Origin of the sequence: Gemella massiliensis (assembly GCF_900120125.1) — a bacterium.
Lineage (GTDB): Bacteria > Bacillota > Bacilli > Staphylococcales > Gemellaceae > Gemella > Gemella massiliensis.
This window is the reverse complement of the sequence record NZ_LT635546.1, coordinates 232,999-251,343: the sequence shown is the minus strand read 5'-3', so window position 1 is coordinate 251,343 and position 18,345 is coordinate 232,999. Positions and strand designations below refer to the sequence as shown.

The following is an 18,345-nucleotide window of genomic DNA, read 5'->3' as shown; positions in this document are numbered from 1 at the left end:
ATTTTTTTCGAAATTTTTTTAGGGGGGGTATTTATAAAAGACTGCCTAAGATTATTTACTGACATATCACCACTTTTCATCGTTCCACCTCTTCTTTTGACTATTACCCCCGAATAACCTACCGTGTTCAACATTATGGCAATTAATACATAATGTTTCAAGGTTGTTAATATCCAAAGCATGCTCGGGATAGAATTCTATTTCTAACTTATGATGAACATTCTGTCCTTTAGTAACCTTCCCCATTCTCTTACACTGCTGACACTCGTAATTATCTCTCTTTAACGCTTTTAGTCTTAAGTTTAACCATTTGCTACTTTTATAAAAAGTTTGCTTTTGTTCTTTTGTTTTATACATTTAAAAGCCCCGTACAAAAAAAAGATTTAATTTCCGATGAATAAATAAAAAAGAGATAGTTTTTACCATCTCTTTTACAATAAATCATATTTAATTATATTATATACTCTTCGGATACTATTATTATACCACAGACAAAGCCGACAAAACCGACAACTTTTTATTTAGCGTTAGGATTTTCATTATTAAATATCTCTATTAGTTCCTCAATGTCTTCTTTAGTTGCATTGTGTCTTACAAAACTACGTGCAGAAGACCTCTTCTTTAAATAAGAAGCGTGTTCTTTATTATTCTCATAGTATGCTTTATTTGCTTTTAATTGTGCTTCTGATGTTTTTCTTTCTGTCATTTTTATTTTTCCTCCTTTAGAATTTTAAATTTTTTAGAAATTATATTTTTAGATTTTGTATTTTTTAAATCTTATCTAATGAAAAAATAATATATTACTAAACCTACAATACAAGTTCCTATCACACTTTCTAGAAATTCTTGTTTAGTGCTTCTTCTTATTTCAATTTCTAGTTTTCTTTTTCCTAATTTGTATTCCTTTTTCATAAGTCTTATGCTATAATGGTAATAGGTAGGGAAGTTAACTTCCCTTTAAACCTATTTTAGTTTTAAGCTAATTGTTATGAAGAAAAGTTTAATTGTGATGTGTATTTCTTCTAACATTAGCTTTTTTATTTTTACCACTTAGCTTTTTCCTCCTTTCTCACTTTATACTTATATTATAATACATGTATTACAATATGTCAATACTTTTTTAAATGTTTTTAAAAAATAAAAGGATTTAAGTATCTCTACTTAAACCTTTTTATCATTTAACATTTTATACAATCTATCTTTAAACCTTTGTATCTTGCGTTCTACAGTTCTTGTGTGATAACATACTTCTTCTGCCACTTCTTCTATTGTTAATTTATATCTATATCTAAACTGCAAAATCTTTTTATCTCTTACATCAACTAATGAATCAATTAATTTATCTATACAATCTAATGCATATCTATCTTTTTCAAAATCATAATCTGACAATTTATTTACCAACACTGCTTCATTGGTATTAATATCGTGTAAAGTAGATTTATTATCATTATCAGAACTTAACTTATCTATAACATATATATTTAACTGCCTTTTTATTTTAGAATAAGCTTCTAAATAATAATCAACGTCATTTTTAGTGTAATTAAATTTATTATTATTCATCACTAAACAATCTCCTAATCTCCTTACTTTAAAATTTAAAATCATTTAAAAGGCTTCTAAGCCGTCTGTTTTTATTAGGGTATCATTTTCTCCCGATAGAAAATCAATACTAACATTAAAGTAATTTGCTAATTTTATTAGTCTTTCTTTATCAGGAATACGACCTTTTTCATATCCACTAAGCGTTGTGTGAGGTATCCTTACCTCTTTACTTAGTTTTCTAAGGCTAACATTTTTATTTAATCTTAAATATTTAAGTCTATTCGAGAATTTTTCTTTATTCATGATTTCCTCCTAAATCAATACTTCTTAACCATTCTATAAAATCTTGCTTTTCTTTCAATAAATCAAAGCCAGTTTCTTTTGATATTACTTCCGCCATATCTTGACTACTTAACCACTCTTGGTGATAATCTTTAAATATTGTTATCATCTCTTGATAAAATTCCCCTAACCTTTTACCACCCCAGCCTTTATTTCTAAGTGCTAATAATGGAACTCCTAACAAATTAATAAATATATCCTCGTAAGTTGCTTCTAAAACTTTAATCTTATTCCGTTCTATTTCGTTTTGTATTTGTTCTTTAACTTTGATTTGAGTAAATTTCTTTAAATCTTTCACACTAACATTATTTAACACATTAGACTTTTTTATTTTCTTTTTCTTGTGTTTTTTCTTTGAAACTGCCATTAGTCAAACTCCTTGATAAATTCATTAAATTCATTGTCAATCTTTTCAACTTCTCTAATTTTGATGTAAATACCGCTACAATCATGCCAACGTTTTTTAACTATCAAATCAGTAATTAAACTATCGTCTTTGTAATACCCTAATTTAGCTAAAGTATCCTGTAATGTTTTTTGTAAATTATCTAAATCAGGTCTAGTTCCTTTTCTTTGACCATTCTTAGCTTGCTTAACCTTAGGGAATACCCAAATCACTGTAAGCTCTATAGGCGTGTCAAACTGCTTATTAGGCTGCTTGCCACATAATGCATTAATAAGTTGTCCCTTAGCTAGTTTAGTTTTCGATGTTTCGTAAAATCTTTTTGTCTTGGTCGAAAATTTCTTTTGTTGTGCTGTAGTCCTTGGAAAATCTTCGCTTTTTATTTTTGTAAAAAAATTAAAAGTCATCTTAAATTACCCTTACAAATTTATTAATAAAATATATTTGCCCTTTACCTGTTACTTTCGGAGTTTTAGTTATTCTAATAGAGCCGTCAGGGTTGTTATGCGTGCTTTCTTTAATCTCAAATAATTTCAACTCCATGCTCTTTTGAGTAGGCATGTTCCAATCATTGCCTTTTCTTTTGATTAAATATCCCTTTTCTCTTAACCAGGCAAATAGTCTTTTTTGCCCTATACTAATTCCGTTTTGTTTTAATATTTTTGCTAAATCGCCAATTAAAATTGATGTATGGCTAGAATTAACAGCGTCAGCAAATATAACTTTTGGCTTTTGTTCTTCTATCGCAGTTTCCAAAGTTTGAATTTTCTTATCTGCAATTAATAACGCTCTTGCCATTATCCTTTCAGGGCTGTTGAATTCTTTCTCAACTTTAATAAAATACTGTCTTACTTCTTTTCCTTTATCCGTTCTTTGCAGCATTGCTATTTCTTTAGCCATATCAAATTTTATAACGTGGTCTATCATCGTTTGTCTACCACCATTTGAGTTGTGGACAAAAATGTCCGTAACTAAATAATCTCTATTTTCTTCAAATCCGTATTCAAACATCCTTTCTATCCATTTATGATAAGGTGTCTTAACTTCCAATACCTCATGTAGTATTCTACCGCTTACTATCGGCTCTTGATTTTCGTTTAATTCTATTTTTATAATTTCTCGCATTCTATTCTCCTTTTTATTCTTTTAACCAATCATAACCTAAAGAACTTTCAGAATTTTTATTATCTTTAGATTTGATTGAATTGTATAAACTTGCTATTACATAACTTTCAAAATTAGTAATTTTTTTAGATTTTAAGATTTTGTCAGTACAATAATCTACGTTTTTTTCTTGCACTAATTCAAACGTCGTTCTTACGCTTGATATATCAACCTTTACACCGTTTATACGAAATTCTTTTGTAGGTGTTTTGTTATTTAAAACGTTTGATATAACTAAATTCACATCTTGTTTTATTTCTTCAAACCAAAAAAGATATTGTGTATAATTATTTGATATATCTTTATCAACACTATCTTTATTATTTAGTATTTCTTTGATAAAGTTCTTATATCTTATATAAATCTTATTATTATTATTCTTATATATGGACGGTGCATTTTGCACTGTTTTTTGGTGCATTTTGCACTGTTCATCCGGTGCATTTTGCACTGTTTTTTGGTGCATTTTGCACTGTTCATCCGGTGCATTTTGCACTGTTATTCTATTTTCAATGTTCTGCATTAACGTCTTCACAGGTTCGTCGGGTTTCTTTTCAGGTTCACCACTAATGCTAATATATTTATTTATTTTAGTATAATTTATTTTGATGTATTTTTTCTTTTCTTTTTTTGAAATGATGAGGAAATTATTTTCTTCTAAATTCTTTATTGTTCTTTTTAATGTGTCTATACTAAATAATAAGCGGAAATCATATTTATGTAATTGTGTTATTGAATATCTTACCCAATATTCCCCGTCTATATAGTGCTTATCTTGTTTCTTATTTTGCTCTAACCAATAATCAATTTGTTGGAGAACTAGGGCTTCATTTAAATGCCCTGCCCCCCCTAATACTTCTAGTAGTTCCAAGTTGACTACTAATACCTTACTATTTAGTTCGAATATATCTCTTTCCATATTCTAATCTTCTGCAAAAGGATTTGGTATATCTTCAAATACTGTGTTAGTATTATTAACTCCCATCATTGGATTAAATCCAAAGTCCATTTGAGTATTGTTATTTTGCCTGATGTGTTCTAAAGCGTCAGGTGCTTGTTTATTGTTATAGACGTTATTTTGATTGTTATATCCTTGGTTAAAGTTGTTCTGTTGGTTATATCCATTGTTATTAAATGACTGATTATACCCTTGATTAAATTGACCTTGTTGTTCTCGTTGTTGCTTTGTTTCTAAAAATTGAATACTGTTAACCATAACGTCTGTTGTGTATACTGTGTTGCCTTGTTTGTTTTGATAACTTCCAGTCTGAATACTTCCTATAATACCTATTAAGCTGCCTTTACCGCAAAATTTAGCTAGGTTTTCAGCCTGCTTGTTGAATACTTTACACGTTATAAAGTCTGTGTCTTTTTCGGTTTTGAAAGCCCTATTTACAGCTAACGTAAAGTTAACGTATGCTGTATTATTAGTACTGTATTTTAATTCCGGGACTTTAGTTAATCTCCCAGTTAAAGTTACGTTATTTATCATAATTTCTTATCTCCTTTATCTCTGGTTAAATAAATTGAATACTTGCATTAATTGGTTATCTGTTAATTCATCAAAGCTATTTGCTTTAATATTGTTATTATTTAACCACCCTTTAATTTGGCTTATTTCGGCATTATCATTTAGCATTTGTAATATTTTTACTCTATCTATTTTTGTCGTGCTTTTCGCTTTAATATCTTGTGCGTCTAACACGTCATTTTCGCTTATATTTAACGCTATATTATACGCATAACGTCTTGCGTATGTTATCATAGCACCTATATCTTGTTGTTTGCCTAATTGCTCTTGAATAGGGCTGTAAAACGTTTCTGAATGCCCTGTTTCAGTATCATAAATAATAAGCTCTGCTTGGGATTTTTCTCTATAAATATTTATGTGGTCTGCTAACCCTATTTCATCAAATATCTTATTAATATGTGGTAAAAAGTCACTCAATTCAAAATAATTAAATTTTTGAAATGGGTTATAACCACTTTTTTTAAAATCTTTATTTTGTAACTTTAGCCTTGCTTTTTGCAATTTTTTATATAACTTAGCTTTATTTTTTAAAATATCTAATTCTTCACTCATTAAGCTTCCACCACCCATTTTAGATAATCACCTAACACTTCTTTAAAAAAGTCGCTTTCTAACTCATCTTTAGTGAATAACTGCACTAAATCTTCGCTGTGAAAACTTAATTTATCCATTGCTTTAAATTGTTCTGTTATTCTGTTGAAAGTAATATATTGCTGACCACCTAACGTTAATCCTGGTAACGGTATTTCATAATATCCTGTTCTATCTTCGATTCTAGTATCTTCATAATATCTAACTATTTTTTTTAATGCTATAGGAGTATTTCGAAATGTGTTTGAATATTGCTCCGTTACTCCTGCTATTGCATATATAATATTTTTTTTTACAATATTCATAGCTCCGTCATCTTCAATTATGTCATATCCCATATCTTTAATTTTTTCTTTAAATTTTTTAGTTGTTAACATCTTTTATCTCCTTTGCTAATACCCTATAATAGCTTGGTATTTTTTCTAATTCAGCTATAGTAAATGATTGTTTTAAAGTAGAGCGACCTCTGCTAGCAAAATAACACCCTTTTTCTTCATCGTAAGTAAGATATTGTTGATAGCCGTCGCTAGTTTTTAAGCTAAATAGTGGTATTTCAAATAAAGTAATGTTTTTTTCTTCTCTCTCATCTATTGGAGTATCTTCGTATTCTCTCATTATTTGTTTTAATTTAATAGGAGTAAAACTATAAGTATCAATTAAATTTAAAATACAAAATGCTCTTCCTAAGGTACCACCGTCGTTACTAATACGAATTGTTGGTGAAATATTATTTTCAAATTCTGTCTCATACCCTAACTCTTTAACTTTATCTACAAACTCTTTTGTTAACATTTAATTTCTCCTTTAAATATTTTATATATTCTTCGACTACTTCTAGTTCCTCTAATTCATTTAGTAAAGTATAGCTATTTTCTACATCTTTATCTAACTCATATTCTTCACTAAAATTAACTAATGTAGATATAATATACTCATCATCATATTTTTTTATTTGTTTTAATACTATATCTTGATTTTTGTTTAATTTTCTGATTTTATCGTAAACAGCTATACTTTTGCTTTGAATACAATCTTCTAAATCTTCTTTTAAAACTTTTAAATGTTTAGTATTCCATTTTTCAGCTTCTAAAATTTCTTCTGCAAAAGAAAGTAATGTGTAAGCTGTTTTTAAGTTAGCGTTATCTCTCATTACTTGCTTTTTCCTCCTAAATATGTTATCTTTAACTTATAATATGTTATTTATACAGTCCTTTCTCAGAGGGCTGTTTTTAATAATTCTCTTTCTGTCTTTGGATATTTATTTTTGATTTTCGCTCGTACGCTTCAAATAGATCTTCAAGCGAATAATATAACATTGCTATATCTAAAATTAACTCAATTGCCATTTCGCTTTCTTGAACAAATACTGTATTTATTACTCTTTTAGCGAACAAATAACCTTTGCTTATCTCATTTAACATTCCTTTTTGATGAGAATTATTCTCCATTCTTTTTGTAATAAAAATACATCTCATTAGGCTTAAATTTCGCTTATCATCATTTAACAACGATAAAGCAAATGCTAAGCAATCGGCTAATTCCTCTAATTGTACTTCTTTAGATTTTCCTCTATTCTTTTTCCAATCTTTGAATAATTCAAGCGTGTTATACCATTCGTGAAACTCTTCGTGTAAAGCTGTAGTTATATTTTCCCTTCGCCATATTTCAACATGGGCGTCGACTTCACATTGCAGCGATTGAAGTTCGATTAATTTATCGTGTAATTCATAAGTATTCATTATTCAACGTCACTCTCCGGGAAAAAATTATCAATTCTTTTATCAAAGATATACGCCCATGCCATTGCAGTGAATAGAGATACTGCTAAAATAGTCCCCCATTCTATATTGCTTGCCATCAATGCGAATACGCTAGTCGTTATGATTGATAAATATACAGCGTTGTTAGTTCCTCTGTGTAGTTTCATCTTTTGTCTCCTTTTGTAATTGTTCTATCAATTCTGGCTTGTTGTTAAATAATTTAGTAAAAAATTTATTCAAGTTATCAATCGCTAATTTCGATAAATCAGAATTCTTTACAGTCACCACAATCATTTTAATCACCTCCTTTCGTATTTTCTATGCTATAATTACCTCAAAGGAGGTGAATTATATGCAAATAAATTGGAGTATGGTTATTCCGTCCATAGTTTCGGTATTATCAATCTTCATTTCTCATTGGCTTGGTACGCTTAAAATTAATAAAGAATACAAACATTCTCAAAATGAGAAACTTTATAAAGAGCTTTACATACAGTTATTCAGAGAATTAAACTCTGCTTTAAATGAAGAATTTTTAAATTATCATTGGTTAATAGCTCATCCAAGATATTCACAAAAAAAACCTGATTTTTTGAGTGTAATCTTAAATAATAATTTGGAAAAAATTCCTCCAAAGTTAATTTCTTACGTATCAAAATATAAATATCATTCAGCCAACTCTATCCCATTTTTTTTTGGGGGAAGAATATGATTATTTTTATTACAACCATTTAAAATCCGCATCCGAACTATTTGACTATATTATTATCGAACTGTTGCTAGAAGCACAAGAAGTATCAAAAATAATAAAGTACCCAAACTCAGCGAAAGAATTTTTGAATATTTTCCAAAAAGCCATGAAAAATCAAGATAGTCACTCCAGATGCTTACCATCAAAAGTGCGTAAACACAAGCTAAAACCTGGGCAATTGCAGCATACGCCTCGTACATAAAATCACTCCTTTCTAAAATAATCTATTTAACTCTCTTAGCAATAAGGGAGTTATATTTCGTTTTTAGTTTCATTGCCAAACTCCTTTAAATAGTTCTACTTCTTTTATTAAATTTGTGTCTTGAAAATAATCTCTCCATGATAGGTAATGTACGAAAGCTTTTATCTCTATCCCTTTACATTCACTTAAATAACTTTCTCTTGGATAATATCCCGCTTCCCACAGTTTTATAAACTCATCTTTATATTTGTTAAATTTAGATTTTCTATTAGTTGATGAAACAGATAATTTTGAAATTATTTCAGTAGACTTTAAAGATTAACTTTCTGTGATTTATATTTAAGAACATCATATGTAAAGTTTAATACCGCGTAGCATTCTTCAAATGTTAATTCTTTTTTTTCAAATAAAGATACAATTTCATTTGTCAAGGGTGCTATTTTTTCTTTTATTCCATCTACTAAATCTGGTTTCATTTCTGTAGGATATTGACTTGATATTCTATTAATCGTATTTAAAATTTCTTCTTTCATATTTCGCTTATCTCCTTTCTTCCCTTGAACAATGGAATTAATTTTCGTTCTGTTTAACGAACGTATTTTGTAAAAAAATAAACACTCACTTCATTTAACGGAATTTCTAAGACGTTACATATTCTAAACATTTCACTTTCTGTAAATTCTCCATTTCTTTCAAGTTTAGAATATAATGCGGTTCTCCCTATGTTAACTTTATTAGCGAATTCATTGAGTGTAAGATTTTTCTCTTTAATCCGACCTTTCAATTTATTATAGTCGAATTTTATTTTTTTCATTTTACCACCTCTTCCGTTCTTCTTTACGAACATAGTATAACATATATTTTTATTTTTTGTCAATAGTTTTTTTCGTTTTTCCGAAAAAAAACTATTTTTTCTTAAACTTTTTGTTGCGTTTTAAGAACAAAAATGATATACTTTTACTAAAGGAGGTGCTTTAAATGAACAATAAAACTAGTATAGAAAAGAGATTAAAAGAAATAATGTTGATAAGAAATATCAATTTATCAAAATTATCTGATATTTCGAAAATAAGCAAATCTTCATTGCATTCATATTTAAAAGGGAAAAACAAACCTAAACAAAATAATATATATAAACTATCAATGGCACTTAACGTTCCTGAAGCATACCTTATGGGTTGGACAGATGATATTAATTCTAGCAACAATTCATTATTAGAAAAAATCAATAATAATGTTATTAAATTAAATAGTAAAAATCAAAACAAAACTTTGAATTATACGAATGAGTTATTAAATTCACAAAATAAAAGCATTGGAAATAATATAAACGAGAATATTGGTAATGAAGATATTACCGAAATTTTAGTTACTGAAAAAGCAGCAGCAGGAACGGGATATAGTTATTATGGTGAAGAAAGCGAGATATATTACACTTCTGATGATGTCCCAAATCATGACTTTGCAACTAGAATAACAGGTGATAGTATGTCCCCAAAGTTACTAGACGGCGATATTGCGTTAATATCGGCTGGGTATGATGGTGTTAATGGTCAAATATATTTAGTGGACTACGACGGTAAAAGTTTTATAAAAAAAGTATATAATGAGGGGACACGTTACGTTCTACGGTCAATCAACCCGAAATATGATGATATAATATTATATCTTACAGATTTAGAAGATATTTACTTTAACATTATAGGCAGAGTTATTAAATCAGTAACTCCTGTTCAAAAATAATTTTAGATAGCTATTTTTAGCTATCCAATATGGTTTTTAACCGCCAAAAAAAATATATTAACTAAAGGAGAAATATTATGAATAATGTTGAAGAAAATTCAGAAAAAAGAGAAAATAAATATTTAAGTTTTGTTAAAAAGAATAAAATTATAATCATAACAGTTATTTTAGGTGTTACGTCTTTCGGGTTATTAGTAACCACAACACACTTTTATGACAAAGCGACAAGTTTTGAAAATAAGTATAAAAAAGTAGAAACCGAAAGATCAAAAGTAACAAAAGAAAAAAATAAACTATTTAGTGATTATACAACCTATCAAACAAAAATGAAAAAATATGAAGAATTATCTGAAAATGAAGCTAAACAAAAATTAGAAGAGTTAGAAAAGAAAAAACAAAAAGAAAAAGAAAAACAAGAAGCAGAAGAGAAAAAAGGTTATGATTCAGGAATAACTTATGAACAATTATCAAGAGAGCCAAACTCTTATTCCGGTAAAAAAATTAAATTTTCCGGAAAGGTAATTCAAGTTTCAAAAGGGGAAGATAGCATTCGTCTTAGATTAGCTGTTGATGAAAATTACAAAAAGATAATTCTAGTAGAATACAACTCTTCCATCGTGAAGAAAAATGTGTTAGAAGATGACAAAGTAACTATTTCAGGTATATCTGCTGGTGAAATAAGTTATAAAGCTACTTCCGGAGCGACAATCACAGTTCCTGGAATGCTAGCAAAACATATTGATTTTAATTAGGATTATTTGGCAAACACCAACGGAATAATGCTAATACCTAATAATAGTAGTTATCCTACTTATTTTTACTCAAATGAAGAAATAGAAAATTTACCAGTAAAGATAGTAGGTAAAGTAGTTGAATTAAGAAGAAAATTTTAAAGGAGATATATTATGGAAAAATTTACTGAACAATTAAAGGGCTTATCTAATAGGATAGAAAATTTAAAAGATACTATAAATACTGAAGAAGCTACAAAGACGGCATTGATTATGCCCTTTTTTCAAATATTAGGGTACGACGTATTCAATCCCCTTGAGTTCACCCCGGAATTTACCGCCGATGTAGGAATTAAAAAAGGTGAGAAAGTTGATTACGCGATTTTATATGAAGATGATCCAGTTATACTAATAGAATGTAAATCAGTTAATGAGAAATTAGATAATCATGACTCACAATTATTCAGGTATTTTGTAACAACATCTTCAAAATTTGGGATACTAACCAACGGCATTGAATATAGATTTTATACCGATTTAGACGAGCAAAATAAAATGGATAGCACACCATTTTTGCAATTCAACTTATTAGAATTAAAAGAAAATCATATTATAGAAATCTTCAAGTTTACAAAAGATAATTTCGAAATATCGAAAATTTCTAAAACAGCTTACGAGTTGAAGTATGTGAACTCTTTAAAAGATTACTTAACTCAACAATGGAATGAACCATCTGAATTGTTCGTAAAGTATTTATTAAATGAAATATATGATGGTGTAAAAACTAAACAAGTTATTGAACGGTTTACTCCTATTGTTAAAAAAACATTTAGAACTTTCATAAATGAACAAGTAAATAATAAATTAAATGCGGCATTAAATACTACTGTTAATACTAAGCACGATGAACACGAAGAAAATATTGACAATATTAATAACGATGTCGAAATTATAACTACTCCTGAAGAATTAGAAGCGTACGCTATCGCAAAAGTATTGTTAAAAGATACTATTGATGTTAATAGAGTATTTTACCGCGACAATCAATCCTATTTTAATATTTTATTAGATGATAATATAAGAAAATGGATAGTAAGAATATATATGAATAGAAGCCGAAAATATATAGAATTAAACAATGGTAAAAAAGAAAAAATTGAAATATCCATACCTATGGATTTAACCAAATATAAAAATGAATTAACAGAGGTTGTTAAACAGTTTTTATAAATTAAAACGAAGAAATAGAAAATTTACCGGTAAAGATAGTAGGAAAAGTAGTTGAACTAAGAAGAAAGTTTTAAAGGAGAGAGAAAGTTTTAAGGAGGTACTCAATGAAAGACAAATTTAAAGAAGTATATAATATATTTCAAAAGATAATGAAATATAATTTATATAAATTCAAATATCTTCCGCAGTCAACACTATTCAAAGCAAATCAACTACATAATGAAGCACAAGGAAGTATTCCGAAATACTTTCCTAAGTTTAAAAGAGGAACTGTTGTATATGTAAAATTTGGAATAAATATAGGTGCAGAAATAAGTGGTAATCATTTCGCTATAGTATTAGATAAATACGATAAAGAAACTAAAAGCACAATCACTGTAGTCCCTCTTTCGTCAAAAAATAAGAACTACTATCAAAAATTACACCTCATAGATAATATCTATATAAAAAATTCACAATATCATCTTAATAAAATAGATAATTTAATTGCTAAGTGGAAAGTAGATTCAAAACAGTATTTATCTGAATTAGATACAAATAGAGAATATTACAGTAATAAATTCAAAAATTATGTAGAAAAATTATTAATAGAGAATAATGGAATTATAACACCAGAAAATCAGCAAAAAATTAATTTTTATTCTGAAGAACTAATAAATCAAGCTTTATATAAATTACAAAAAGGTAAAGAAGAATTTCTAGAATCACAAGGGAAACATTATAAAGGAATTATAAAATATGAAAAATATAAAAATAAAGATAGTTTTGCCTGTATCAATATGATACAAACAATAGATAAACGAAAACTAACTCCTCTTTCTAAATTTGAAAGTGCAGGAAATATTATAATTTCAAATGAATCTATGGACGTTATAGAAGAAAGGATAAAAAAATTCTACTTTACATTTGACAAATAATAAGAAAAATGAGATACTAATTATATAAATTAGTGGTGAAACACCCACATCAATATCATTATTAGCTGTGAAACATCAGCATCAATATCATATAAGGGTATCTCAAAAGAGGTACTCTTTTCTTTTTTAAACTATTAGGAAGAAACGAAAGCTTATCTATTATTATAAGTCCTGATGGGTATAATGATTTAAAAGACGAATATAAAGACGCACTAGATGAATATAATATAAAAATCATCAATTTTGAAGAAAAGAAAAAAATAAAAACACAACTAGGTGCATAAATAAAAAAACTCCCCCGCCCCGCCAAGAGTAAGAGAGTTTTTTTACCAATAGGATTATTTAAAATATCCTGAGATAATTGTGTATTGTTATATAAACAAGATTATTTTAAGTATACCATACACAACCAAAATAATCAAGAAAGGACGTGTATTATGAATAAAAGAGCAGCGATTTACGCCCGTGTATCAACCCAAGAACAAGCTGACAATGGTAATTCCATTGATATTCAAATAGAAAAATTAACGGCTTATGCTAAATTGCACGATTATAAAATTGTTAATACTTATATCGACGCTGGAGTTTCAGGGGCTAAATTTAACCGTCCAGAACTTGACAGATTGAAATTAGATGTAGACAAAATAGATATAGTATTAATTTATAAATTAGACAGACTTTCACGCTCAATAAAAGATACTATGCTATTGATTGAAGATTTGTTTAAACCGAATAATATTGACTTAGTTAGTATTAGCGAAAATTTCGATACTTCACAAGCAATAGGAATGGCTACTGTTGGTATGTTATCAACATTCGCCCAACTAGAACGTGACACTATTCGGGATAGAATGATAGCAGGCAAAATTCAATCGGTGAAAAATGGTAACTATATCAATCACCCGCCTTTTGGTTATAAAAAAGTAAATGGTAAATTGGTGAAAGACGAAAGAACGAGAGAGTGTATTGAATTTATTTTCAAAAAATTACTAGATGGATATAGTACTAGTCACATAGCAAAAATATTAGAATTTCATAAGTATAGTGAATTAAAAAAATCATTTTGGCATTTTAATACGGTTAATAAAATTGCTAGGCAAAAAGTATATTGCGGTCACACTTTGCTAATGAATATAGAAGTCAAGAATACTCACGAGCCTTATATTAATGACGAGGAACACGACAAAATAGTAAGTATGCTGGAAGAAAGAAATTGTTATAAAAGTAAAGGGAAAAATAAAAGCTATTATGCGTTATTCAGAGGACTTATATCATGCCCTACGTGCCATAGAAGATTAGCTGTATCAAGGCAAAAAATCAAAGGGGAATATAAAAATCATTATAGATGTATATATTGTAAAAGATCAGGTAAATTTGCTCCTACTATATCAGAAAAAAAGGTGTTGGATAAATTAATAGATTACTTGAATAATTATTCGTTTGATGTTGGAGTTGAAAACAAAAATCAAAATAAGACTATTGTAATAAATTATGATAAAGAATTAGATATTATTACTAAAAAACGCTCTAAAATACAACGTGCTTGGTTAAATGATTTAATTTCAGATGATGAGTTAGAAAAATATCAAAAAGAGTTAGATAATGCTTTAAATGATATTAATAAAATGAAAAAACAACAAGAAGATGCTATAAAAAGAAAAAATAATAAAATAAAATTTGAAAATATTCTATTGAATTTTAATAAAGTATGGGAAGTTTTAAATTATGAAGAAAGGGCAGAATTTCTCAACACATTTATAATATCAATACATTATGAATGTTCAAAAATTAAAAAATTCAAATCAAGAACATTGATAGAACTAGGTATTACAGAAATAAATTTTAAATAGAACTACTACATAAGCGTTTCTATAAGAGTAAAACCTTCTTTCTTTTTTAATCTATTTTTCAATATTAATAACTTGTTCATTAGTTCCTCCCTTTATTTTAATGAACTTGCCATATTAAATATCGGCAATAAAATTACCATATACAACCCTATAATCACAACCGCTAAAATTGTAAATAATATTGGTTGAATTTTTTTTAAACTTTTATCCAACGATACTAAAAATGTATCTAACATTAAGTCACTAAATAACTTTAACTCCTTATCTATTAACCCGTTACTTTTACCATGCGAAACAAATTTTCCAATAGATTTTTCGAAGTGTTTTACATTCGAAATCGCAATTTCAAAATTAATCCCCTTATTTAACTCATCTAAAATACTTTTTGAAAACAAAGTCAAATAATAATCATAATTTTCTTCAATCATAACTTCTAAAGCCGTTTTTAAAGAAAAACCGGAAGTTAAAAATAAACTAAGTTCTAAAGAAAATTTATATGAAAAATATAATTTTGAATAATCTCTAATTTTAGGAATATACAATAAAGATCTTAAAAATAATTTAGGTTTATATTTCATTGCATAATACAAATACCCTAAAATAAAAAGAAATATAATAAAAATAACTGAAATAATTTTTGGAATATAATATAAAAATTTAATAAGAATAATAGTTTGAAAATCCATTTTTATATTTGATGAAGTATAAATATTTTCAAACTGCGGAATTACCAGTGAATTAAATACTAATATTAGTAATATTAAAGAAATTGTTAAAAATAGCGGATACCTTAATGTTTTTATTACTTTTTCTTGTTGTAATTTTTGTATTTCTAAATATGTCGTTACCTCAATTAACATACTTTCTATTTGATCATAATTTTCAGCAAATTTCATTTTGCTTACAATTAACTGTGAATATCCAAGATACCTTAGTATATCAGATAATTTTTTCCCATTTGAGAGTTGAGTTTTAATTTTTTTTATTTCGTCGCTTGAAACCTCATATTGAATTAGTAAAAATTCCAATGAATCTTCTAACATATAACCATGTTCTATAAGTTCATATAACCTTTTTATAAAATAGATTTTATTATCTTTATCTAATAATTTTTTAATATCCCCATTTTTCTTTTTCTTCAAAAGTTATAAATCCTTTCTCTAAAGCTAAATTAAATTTATAGGGTAAAGTATGGTTATTTATTTTATTATAAGTGATATAATCTTTTATATCTTCTTTTTTCAATATTTCGGTAACAAGTCCTCGTTCACCTGTTGTGAGAGTCACTAACCTTTGCGAAATAATACAAAGTACAGTTTGTCTAATGTCCTCTAGCGATAACCCCAAATCTTTTAATCTGTTGATAACACCAATTGAATCTTCGGCATGAATGGTACTAGCTACTAAATGCCCTGAAAACGACGATGTTACTACTTCACTCGCCGTTTTGTAATCACGTATTTCCCCTATTATAATCGCATCGGGATCACAACGTAAAATAGATTTTAAAGCATTATCGTAATTAATACCTGCCTTATCATTAATTTGCATTTGTACCAAGCTTTGAATATTTTTTTCTACAGGATCTTCTACAGTAATGACTTGTCTATTATCTTTTGCAATCTCGCTAGCTAATTTATAAAGTGATGTTGATTTCCCGCTTCCTGTTGGTCCCGAAAAAAGAATTAATCCGTAGTTTTTCTTCGCCAAACCAGTAATAAAATCTTTATCCGGCTCAAAAATACTATAGTCAACATCTTCTACTTCATTAATAAAAATTCTCACTACACAACCTTCCGTTAATTCATTAAGAGGCAATGTTGATACCCTAAGGTAATAACTCTTGCCGTCAAATTCATAAACAAACCTACCACTTTGTGGTTCTTTATTTTTTGAAATATCTATATTTGCATTAAATTTTAATAATGAAATTATCCCTTCTAACTCCCCATTTGTATACTCTTCATATTTACTTAGTTCACCTTTTATTCTAAGTTTTATAAAAGAATTACCTGATACATGTGGATAAATATGAATATCACTGGCTTTTATTTTTATAGCATACTCTATAATTTTTGTCATTTTATCTTTAATATCGATATATATCACCTTCTTCTTTACTTACAAGAAAAAGAAAATATAGGCTAAGTGTTCACCTAGCCTATATCTAAAAACTATTAATTTAATATACTACATATAACTCCATATAGCCTAAGTAATTTGAATTTTTTACAGATTCAAGTTCCTAGAAAAAGAGTAACCCCTAAATCTTCTTAAAACCTCTTCTACTAATTTACAATCTTCATTGTCTAATGCCTTTATCATATCAATTACTTCAAAGTGAGTATCAGCTAACTTCGAACGAGCCTCTGTTTCTGTTTTATAGCCAACCAATTCATCTATAGAAATATTATACAATTTCGCAATAGATACTAAAGTAGCTACATTAGGTTCGTTTCTACCGTACTCCCAATTAGCATAAACACCATGAGAAGATAACTCTAACTTATGTGCAACAGCAGACATAGAATAATTATTCATTTTTCGAAGTTTCTTTAAATTTTGTGCCAGTAATGTTCCGTTATTCTTCAAAGTAATCCTCCTTTCTCATCTATTAACATTATACTCTTTTCCCTATAAAAAATCAAATTAAATTATAAATTATTTATATTTTTTCTTATGATAATGAAAATTTTTTCGTTTTAATTACATTTGTTTTTTTCAGAAAAACGCCAATAAATTTAATACGTCAACCTTTTATCAAAATAAAAGCAACGTTTATGGAAACGTTACTTTCAAATTATTCCGGTTTTTCAACGGTTAATATTTTTATATTTTTCAACAAATTAGTATAAACATAATTTGCCGCTATTAAGCCCGCCACCGATGGACAAAACGCATTAGATGCTGGTGGAATTTTTGATTTTCTTATATTTGAATCTTGTTTTCCTATTTTTATTAAGTATTCCTCATTAGCAATTGTTGGGCTTTCTGTAGAGTATACAACAGGAATTTTCCCCTTTATTCCTTTTTTCTTTAGTGTTGTTCTTATTACCTTAGCTAACGGACAAACTGTTGTTTTACTAATGTCAGCTATTTTAAACTTCGTCGGATCCATCTTATTAGCAGATCCCATGACACTTATCATCGGTATTTTATTTTTTAAACAGTATTGTATTAAATGCAATTTAAAAGTTACTGTATCACAAGCATCAATAACAAAATCTAACTTTCTTTCATAAAATTTATGATATGTATCTTCTGTATAAAAATCGCGAATTGCTATTACTTCACATTTCGGATTTATATCCAAAATACGTTTTTTCATTTCTTCTACCTTACTTGCTCCCACCGTTTTAGTCGTTGCGTGTATTTGTCTATTAATATTGGTAATATCAATATTATCTTTATCCATAATAACTAACGACCCTACTCCCGAGCGTGCTAATGATTCAGCGGCAAAAGAGCCTACCCCTCCTATGCCTAAAATTCCCACTCTGCTATTTTTCAATATTTTTAACCCCTCATCACCTATTACCAACTCATTTCTAGAAAATTGATGTAACATTCTATACCTCATTT

At 27.8% G+C, this 18,345-nt stretch carries 28 protein-coding genes; 6 read left to right on the top strand and 22 right to left on the bottom strand.

The genetic code is table 11. The features are described 5' to 3' along the window. Positions 1–66 precede the first annotated feature (66 nt). The 15 genes from BQ7358_RS06185 to BQ7358_RS06115 form a co-directional block, all read right to left on the bottom strand. The gene (locus BQ7358_RS06185; protein ID WP_072520354.1) at positions 67–357 is read right to left on the bottom strand and encodes an HNH endonuclease; all 291 of its coding nucleotides are present in this window, start codon (positions 355–357) and stop codon (positions 67–69) included. 160 nt (positions 358–517) lie between these two features. After that, positions 518–706, bottom strand: coding sequence for a hypothetical protein (locus BQ7358_RS06180; RefSeq protein WP_072520353.1), 189 nt, complete (start codon positions 704–706; stop codon positions 518–520). A gap of 455 nt (positions 707–1,161) precedes the next feature. Beyond that, positions 1,162–1,566, bottom strand: a complete 405-nt coding sequence (locus BQ7358_RS06175; protein WP_159428389.1) for a sigma-70 RNA polymerase sigma factor region 4 domain-containing protein — start codon at positions 1,564–1,566, stop codon at positions 1,162–1,164. Positions 1,567–1,611: 45 nt separating this feature from the next. After that, a complete protein-coding gene (locus BQ7358_RS06170) occupies positions 1,612–1,851 on the bottom strand; it encodes a helix-turn-helix domain-containing protein (RefSeq protein WP_072520351.1) in 240 nt (79 codons plus the stop codon). Beyond that, entirely contained in the window at positions 1,844–2,257 is a 414-nt protein-coding gene (locus tag BQ7358_RS06165; protein WP_072520350.1) for a hypothetical protein, read from the bottom strand. The genes BQ7358_RS06170 and BQ7358_RS06165 overlap by 8 nt, the downstream gene beginning before the upstream one ends. Then, the gene (locus BQ7358_RS06160) at positions 2,257–2,700 is read right to left on the bottom strand and encodes a RusA family crossover junction endodeoxyribonuclease (protein WP_072520349.1); all 444 of its coding nucleotides are present in this window, start codon (positions 2,698–2,700) and stop codon (positions 2,257–2,259) included. Before BQ7358_RS06160 ends, BQ7358_RS06165 begins: the two co-directional genes overlap by 1 nt. Before the next feature lies 1 nt (position 2,701). Next, positions 2,702–3,418 (bottom strand): phage antirepressor KilAC domain-containing protein, encoded by a 717-nt coding sequence (locus tag BQ7358_RS06155; RefSeq protein WP_062173818.1) that lies wholly within the window; start codon positions 3,416–3,418, stop codon positions 2,702–2,704. Between the two features lie 13 nt (positions 3,419–3,431). Beyond that, positions 3,432–4,376, bottom strand: a complete 945-nt coding sequence (locus tag BQ7358_RS06150; protein WP_072520348.1) for a hypothetical protein — start codon at positions 4,374–4,376, stop codon at positions 3,432–3,434. A gap of 3 nt (positions 4,377–4,379) precedes the next feature. Then, on the bottom strand, positions 4,380–4,949 hold the full coding sequence (locus BQ7358_RS06145) for a single-stranded DNA-binding protein (RefSeq protein WP_072520347.1): 570 nt from the start codon (positions 4,947–4,949) through the stop codon (positions 4,380–4,382). A gap of 15 nt (positions 4,950–4,964) precedes the next feature. After that, the gene (locus tag BQ7358_RS06140; protein ID WP_159428388.1) at positions 4,965–5,540 is read right to left on the bottom strand and encodes an ERF family protein; all 576 of its coding nucleotides are present in this window, start codon (positions 5,538–5,540) and stop codon (positions 4,965–4,967) included. Continuing rightward, a complete protein-coding gene (locus BQ7358_RS06135) occupies positions 5,540–5,956 on the bottom strand; it encodes a hypothetical protein (protein ID WP_072520345.1) in 417 nt (138 codons plus the stop codon). The genes BQ7358_RS06140 and BQ7358_RS06135 overlap by 1 nt, the downstream gene beginning before the upstream one ends. Continuing rightward, positions 5,943–6,371 (bottom strand): hypothetical protein, encoded by a 429-nt coding sequence (locus tag BQ7358_RS06130; RefSeq protein WP_072520344.1) that lies wholly within the window; start codon positions 6,369–6,371, stop codon positions 5,943–5,945. The genes BQ7358_RS06135 and BQ7358_RS06130 overlap by 14 nt, the downstream gene beginning before the upstream one ends. Then, positions 6,346–6,729 carry a hypothetical protein gene (locus tag BQ7358_RS06125; protein ID WP_072520343.1) on the bottom strand — a complete coding sequence of 128 codons (384 nt, stop codon included), beginning with the start codon at positions 6,727–6,729 and terminating at the stop codon, positions 6,346–6,348. The genes BQ7358_RS06130 and BQ7358_RS06125 overlap by 26 nt, the downstream gene beginning before the upstream one ends. 79 nt (positions 6,730–6,808) lie before the next feature. Next, entirely contained in the window at positions 6,809–7,318 is a 510-nt protein-coding gene (locus BQ7358_RS06120) for a dUTP diphosphatase (RefSeq protein ID WP_062173833.1), read from the bottom strand. Next, positions 7,318–7,506, bottom strand: a complete 189-nt coding sequence (locus BQ7358_RS06115; RefSeq protein WP_062173835.1) for a hypothetical protein — start codon at positions 7,504–7,506, stop codon at positions 7,318–7,320. Before BQ7358_RS06115 ends, BQ7358_RS06120 begins: the two co-directional genes overlap by 1 nt. A gap of 185 nt (positions 7,507–7,691) precedes the next feature. Between BQ7358_RS06115 and BQ7358_RS06110 the strand changes: the two genes are divergently transcribed. Continuing rightward, the gene (locus tag BQ7358_RS06110) at positions 7,692–8,051 is read left to right on the top strand and encodes a hypothetical protein (protein WP_072520342.1); all 360 of its coding nucleotides are present in this window, start codon (positions 7,692–7,694) and stop codon (positions 8,049–8,051) included. A gap of 53 nt (positions 8,052–8,104) precedes the next feature. On the opposite strand, the gene BQ7358_RS06105 is transcribed toward BQ7358_RS06110, so the two are convergent. The 3 genes from BQ7358_RS06105 to BQ7358_RS06095 form a co-directional block, all read right to left on the bottom strand. Next, positions 8,105–8,290, bottom strand: coding sequence for a hypothetical protein (locus BQ7358_RS06105; protein ID WP_072520341.1), 186 nt, complete (start codon positions 8,288–8,290; stop codon positions 8,105–8,107). Between the two features lie 313 nt (positions 8,291–8,603). Then, positions 8,604–8,825, bottom strand: coding sequence for a hypothetical protein (locus tag BQ7358_RS06100; protein WP_072520340.1), 222 nt, complete (start codon positions 8,823–8,825; stop codon positions 8,604–8,606). Between the two features lie 53 nt (positions 8,826–8,878). After that, positions 8,879–9,106 (bottom strand): helix-turn-helix domain-containing protein, encoded by a 228-nt coding sequence (locus tag BQ7358_RS06095; protein ID WP_072520339.1) that lies wholly within the window; start codon positions 9,104–9,106, stop codon positions 8,879–8,881. A 164-nt stretch (positions 9,107–9,270) separates the two neighbouring features. Between BQ7358_RS06095 and BQ7358_RS06090 the strand changes: the two genes are divergently transcribed. From BQ7358_RS06090 to BQ7358_RS06070, 5 genes are all read left to right on the top strand, one after another. Beyond that, the gene (locus BQ7358_RS06090; RefSeq protein WP_072520338.1) at positions 9,271–10,035 is read left to right on the top strand and encodes a LexA family transcriptional regulator; all 765 of its coding nucleotides are present in this window, start codon (positions 9,271–9,273) and stop codon (positions 10,033–10,035) included. Between the two features lie 77 nt (positions 10,036–10,112). Beyond that, positions 10,113–10,787 carry a hypothetical protein gene (locus tag BQ7358_RS06085; protein ID WP_072520337.1) on the top strand — a complete coding sequence of 225 codons (675 nt, stop codon included), beginning with the start codon at positions 10,113–10,115 and terminating at the stop codon, positions 10,785–10,787. Positions 10,788–10,940: 153 nt separating this feature from the next. Next, the gene (locus tag BQ7358_RS06080) at positions 10,941–11,996 is read left to right on the top strand and encodes a type I restriction endonuclease (protein WP_072520336.1); all 1,056 of its coding nucleotides are present in this window, start codon (positions 10,941–10,943) and stop codon (positions 11,994–11,996) included. 104 nt (positions 11,997–12,100) lie between these two features. Then, positions 12,101–12,913, top strand: coding sequence for a type II toxin-antitoxin system PemK/MazF family toxin (locus BQ7358_RS06075; RefSeq protein WP_072520335.1), 813 nt, complete (start codon positions 12,101–12,103; stop codon positions 12,911–12,913). A 437-nt stretch (positions 12,914–13,350) separates the two neighbouring features. Further along, on the top strand, positions 13,351–14,763 hold the full coding sequence (locus tag BQ7358_RS06070; protein ID WP_072520334.1) for a recombinase family protein: 1,413 nt from the start codon (positions 13,351–13,353) through the stop codon (positions 14,761–14,763). Positions 14,764–14,855: 92 nt separating this feature from the next. On the opposite strand, the gene comGB is transcribed toward BQ7358_RS06070, so the two are convergent. From comGB to BQ7358_RS06050, 4 genes are all read right to left on the bottom strand, one after another. Continuing rightward, positions 14,856–15,905 (bottom strand): competence type IV pilus assembly protein ComGB, encoded by a 1,050-nt coding sequence (gene comGB / locus BQ7358_RS06065; protein ID WP_062173850.1) that lies wholly within the window; start codon positions 15,903–15,905, stop codon positions 14,856–14,858. Beyond that, positions 15,877–16,845: a competence type IV pilus ATPase ComGA gene (gene comGA / locus BQ7358_RS06060; protein WP_231723758.1), complete on the bottom strand. Its 969-nt coding sequence runs from the start codon at positions 16,843–16,845 to the stop codon at positions 15,877–15,879. Before comGA ends, comGB begins: the two co-directional genes overlap by 29 nt. Before the next feature lie 147 nt (positions 16,846–16,992). Continuing rightward, positions 16,993–17,355 (bottom strand): helix-turn-helix domain-containing protein, encoded by a 363-nt coding sequence (locus BQ7358_RS06055; protein WP_021753619.1) that lies wholly within the window; start codon positions 17,353–17,355, stop codon positions 16,993–16,995. Positions 17,356–17,563: 208 nt separating this feature from the next. Beyond that, entirely contained in the window at positions 17,564–18,331 is a 768-nt protein-coding gene (locus BQ7358_RS06050; RefSeq protein WP_062173854.1) for a tRNA threonylcarbamoyladenosine dehydratase, read from the bottom strand. Between the last annotated feature and the right edge of the window lie 14 nt (positions 18,332–18,345).

Coding starts and splice junctions, on each gene's coding strand:
- BQ7358_RS06140 (WP_159428388.1), bottom strand. CDS start 5,540: ATGAGTGAAGAATTAGATATTTTAAAAAATAAAGCTAAGTTATATAAA.
- BQ7358_RS06070 (WP_072520334.1), top strand. CDS start 13,351: ATGAATAAAAGAGCAGCGATTTACGCCCGTGTATCAACCCAAGAACAA.
- BQ7358_RS06145 (WP_072520347.1), bottom strand. CDS start 4,949: ATGATAAATAACGTAACTTTAACTGGGAGATTAACTAAAGTCCCGGAA.
- BQ7358_RS06150 (WP_072520348.1), bottom strand. CDS start 4,376: ATGGAAAGAGATATATTCGAACTAAATAGTAAGGTATTAGTAGTCAAC.
- BQ7358_RS06135 (WP_072520345.1), bottom strand. CDS start 5,956: ATGTTAACAACTAAAAAATTTAAAGAAAAAATTAAAGATATGGGATAT.
- BQ7358_RS06115 (WP_062173835.1), bottom strand. CDS start 7,506: ATGAAACTACACAGAGGAACTAACAACGCTGTATATTTATCAATCATA.
- BQ7358_RS06160 (WP_072520349.1), bottom strand. CDS start 2,700: ATGACTTTTAATTTTTTTACAAAAATAAAAAGCGAAGATTTTCCAAGG.
- comGA (WP_231723758.1), bottom strand. CDS start 16,845: ATGACAAAAATTATAGAGTATGCTATAAAAATAAAAGCCAGTGATATT.
- BQ7358_RS06100 (WP_072520340.1), bottom strand. CDS start 8,825: ATGAAAGAAGAAATTTTAAATACGATTAATAGAATATCAAGTCAATAT.
- BQ7358_RS06080 (WP_072520336.1), top strand. CDS start 10,941: ATGGAAAAATTTACTGAACAATTAAAGGGCTTATCTAATAGGATAGAA.
- BQ7358_RS06085 (WP_072520337.1), top strand. CDS start 10,113: ATGAATAATGTTGAAGAAAATTCAGAAAAAAGAGAAAATAAATATTTA.
- BQ7358_RS06185 (WP_072520354.1), bottom strand. CDS start 357: ATGTATAAAACAAAAGAACAAAAGCAAACTTTTTATAAAAGTAGCAAA.
- BQ7358_RS06170 (WP_072520351.1), bottom strand. CDS start 1,851: ATGAATAAAGAAAAATTCTCGAATAGACTTAAATATTTAAGATTAAAT.
- BQ7358_RS06130 (WP_072520344.1), bottom strand. CDS start 6,371: ATGTTAACAAAAGAGTTTGTAGATAAAGTTAAAGAGTTAGGGTATGAG.
- BQ7358_RS06090 (WP_072520338.1), top strand. CDS start 9,271: ATGAACAATAAAACTAGTATAGAAAAGAGATTAAAAGAAATAATGTTG.
- BQ7358_RS06105 (WP_072520341.1), bottom strand. CDS start 8,290: ATGTACGAGGCGTATGCTGCAATTGCCCAGGTTTTAGCTTGTGTTTAC.
- BQ7358_RS06075 (WP_072520335.1), top strand. CDS start 12,101: ATGAAAGACAAATTTAAAGAAGTATATAATATATTTCAAAAGATAATG.
- BQ7358_RS06110 (WP_072520342.1), top strand. CDS start 7,692: ATGCAAATAAATTGGAGTATGGTTATTCCGTCCATAGTTTCGGTATTA.
- BQ7358_RS06050 (WP_062173854.1), bottom strand. CDS start 18,331: ATGTTACATCAATTTTCTAGAAATGAGTTGGTAATAGGTGATGAGGGG.
- BQ7358_RS06180 (WP_072520353.1), bottom strand. CDS start 706: ATGACAGAAAGAAAAACATCAGAAGCACAATTAAAAGCAAATAAAGCA.
- BQ7358_RS06155 (WP_062173818.1), bottom strand. CDS start 3,418: ATGCGAGAAATTATAAAAATAGAATTAAACGAAAATCAAGAGCCGATA.
- BQ7358_RS06165 (WP_072520350.1), bottom strand. CDS start 2,257: ATGGCAGTTTCAAAGAAAAAACACAAGAAAAAGAAAATAAAAAAGTCT.
- BQ7358_RS06175 (WP_159428389.1), bottom strand. CDS start 1,566: ATGAATAATAATAAATTTAATTACACTAAAAATGACGTTGATTATTAT.
- BQ7358_RS06095 (WP_072520339.1), bottom strand. CDS start 9,106: ATGAAAAAAATAAAATTCGACTATAATAAATTGAAAGGTCGGATTAAA.
- BQ7358_RS06120 (WP_062173833.1), bottom strand. CDS start 7,318: ATGAATACTTATGAATTACACGATAAATTAATCGAACTTCAATCGCTG.
- BQ7358_RS06125 (WP_072520343.1), bottom strand. CDS start 6,729: ATGAGAGATAACGCTAACTTAAAAACAGCTTACACATTACTTTCTTTT.